Annotated in this window: 3 protein-coding genes; all 3 read right to left on the reverse strand. The window is 58.2% G+C overall.

From position 1 onward, the window contains the following. On the reverse strand, positions 1-437 hold a 437-nt coding region (locus HEN33_RS24725), incomplete at its 3' end, for a phage portal protein (RefSeq protein WP_183083499.1). Continuing rightward, on the reverse strand, positions 383-604 hold the full coding sequence (locus tag HEN33_RS24730) for a hypothetical protein (RefSeq protein ID WP_054192414.1): 222 nt from the start codon (positions 602-604) through the stop codon (positions 383-385). The genes HEN33_RS24725 and HEN33_RS24730, both read right to left, overlap by 55 nt. A gap of 44 nt (positions 605-648) precedes the next feature. After that, positions 649-2178 (reverse strand): phage major capsid protein (locus HEN33_RS24735; RefSeq protein WP_183083500.1); only part of this gene is annotated, 1530 nt, incomplete at its 5' end.

A 2178-nucleotide genomic window follows, 5' to 3' on the forward strand; every position in this document is an offset into this window, starting at 1 on the left:
AGAGGTTCAACCCGGCTCCAGTCCAGAATACGCAGTTCTTTGATCTGCCCCCGGGAGTTACGGATTTTCAGCACCACCGTATTGCCGTGACGCAGTTTGGCGTTCAGCCACAGTTCAAAAAACTGGATACGATTCTGCTGTGCATTGGGACGACGACAGAGACGGGCAATATCCCCCTGCCGTTTTTCACGGCGGATCCCCTGTGTATCCGTCTGCATCAGGCGCAGCCGCATTTTGGCGATATCCTGGGATATCAGCGAAATGCAAGAAAACACCGCATGAAAGGAGAGGACACTTTCCGGATCGGCTTTCACACCCTGCTGCCAGGCGCCGGCAAAGGGCTCAGCCACCGCCTGAAACAGGCTGGTCCAGCCCACCTCTTTTACATCACGTCCTGATTTCTGGTTTTTTCGGGTTCGTCGCAAAAAGTTCCACATTCGCTATGCTCCGCATCATGTTTCTTTTTCTGACCCACCGGACGTCGCGCTGTGATGTACTCCGCCTTCCTCAGGCGAACCAGCACCTCCGCACACGGCTGTGCGACATCCCGGATATCCCCGGGCCGGGCATCATGTGTACCCTGCAGATATCGGATTTTTGCCATCAGTTACTGCGGGACGCTCTCACCTCCCGCCCTCCTCATCAGACTCAGCCGCCGGACGCACTGCCGTAGTTCACACCGGTGATCACAGCCACCGCCGCAGTACGGCGACGACGCCAGTTGATCCAGCGCTCCGCACGGATGGCCACGCTGCCGGTCTGGAACATGGAAACCAGCTCCACCGGCGACGGTGTGGTGCTGTCGCCGCCCGGCTCAGACTGCATTTCCAGTGACGCTTCACGGGACATATCCACTGCCACACCGCCGTCATCCGCCAGATAAATATCCGGTGCATTCACCAGTACCAGCTGGTCACCCACATACTGGGAGACAATCACCGGCAGCCCCTGGAAGGAGCCACCCAGCAGGGTCATGTCCGGGTATTCCTTCTGACCCAGCGCATTTTTACGCATGGACAGTGCCAGGGCATTGGTGCTGGACATCAGCCAGACCGCACCGGTGGGCTGCAGGTTTGCTGCCACAAACTGTCCAAACGCAGCCTCTGCATCCGCATCCGGGTTACCGGTTGATGCCGTGCCCTTCACATCATGGGTGATGGACGCCGGGGAGACATCTGCCACTGCGGCTTTTTTCGGGTCCACAAAGTCTGTGTCCAGACGCGCCACCACCGCTTCTGCCAGCGCATTACGGACCAGTGCATCAGCTGCCGGACTGGAAAAGCGGATCAGCTCTTCCGTCAGTACCGCAATGGCCGACACCTTCGCATGACTGAAGGTGATGGACTCAAAATCAAACTTCGTCAGGGGTCTGGCCTTACCCTCCCCCACCCAGCCGGCAGCACCGCCGGACACCTGGGCATGCACGCGGATATTGAACGGCACCAGACGAAGTGCAGGGATCCCGCCCTGACCAAATCGCCCGATAATGGTCTGCGGACGCAGGTAATCAATAAAGTCCTGCGCATATTCCTGATATTCAGACAGGCTGCCTGCCCACTGCGGGTCCGTGGTGGTCCCTGCCCCCACCGCCGATTTCAGGACATGATGCAGACGGCTGTCATCCGGATACTGACGACGGGCCACTTCCAGGGCCTCAGAGCGGACACCTTTAGCCGCAGCCAGTGATTTGGCAAAGCGGGCAAAGCCAATCCCCTTATCCAGTTTCTGCTCAACACGGATCACCGGCGCTGAGCTCACCGTCACAACGTCACCGTTACCGGCCTGTTTCACCGGCTGTGCCGTGGCGGCCTTACTGGTTTCCAGTTCACGCAGACGCTTCAGGTGCGCATCCACCTGACGGATCTCCGCCGCGGTGTTGTCGTAATGCTCTTCCTCCTCCACATCCAGTGTGCGGCCTTCCTCTGCGGCTTTGTTCATGATCTCCTCAAGGGAGGCTGCCAGTGCAGCACGCTTGTTTTCAAAACTTTTAATCTGTTCACCAGTATTCATTGCTGACTTTTCCTTATGAAAAGAGGTTATTGACTGTGCCGAAGCGCCGGCAGAAGATGCGATTTTCACCACCGGTCTCCGGTTGCCGGACGCGGCAGAAAACGGGCGGTCGAAAGATTTAATGGTCCGGATGGTGCATTCCGCATTCGCGGGCACGGTGACGGCAGA

Origin of the sequence: Escherichia sp. 94.0001 (assembly GCF_013369155.2) — a bacterium.
Classification (GTDB): domain Bacteria; phylum Pseudomonadota; class Gammaproteobacteria; order Enterobacterales; family Enterobacteriaceae; genus Escherichia; species Escherichia coli_F.

What these genes read in the sequence shown, in the direction of transcription:
- HEN33_RS24730 (WP_054192414.1), bottom strand. Translation starts at nt 604, where the DNA reads ATGGCAAAAATCCGATATCTGCAGGGTACACATGATGCCCGGCCCGGG.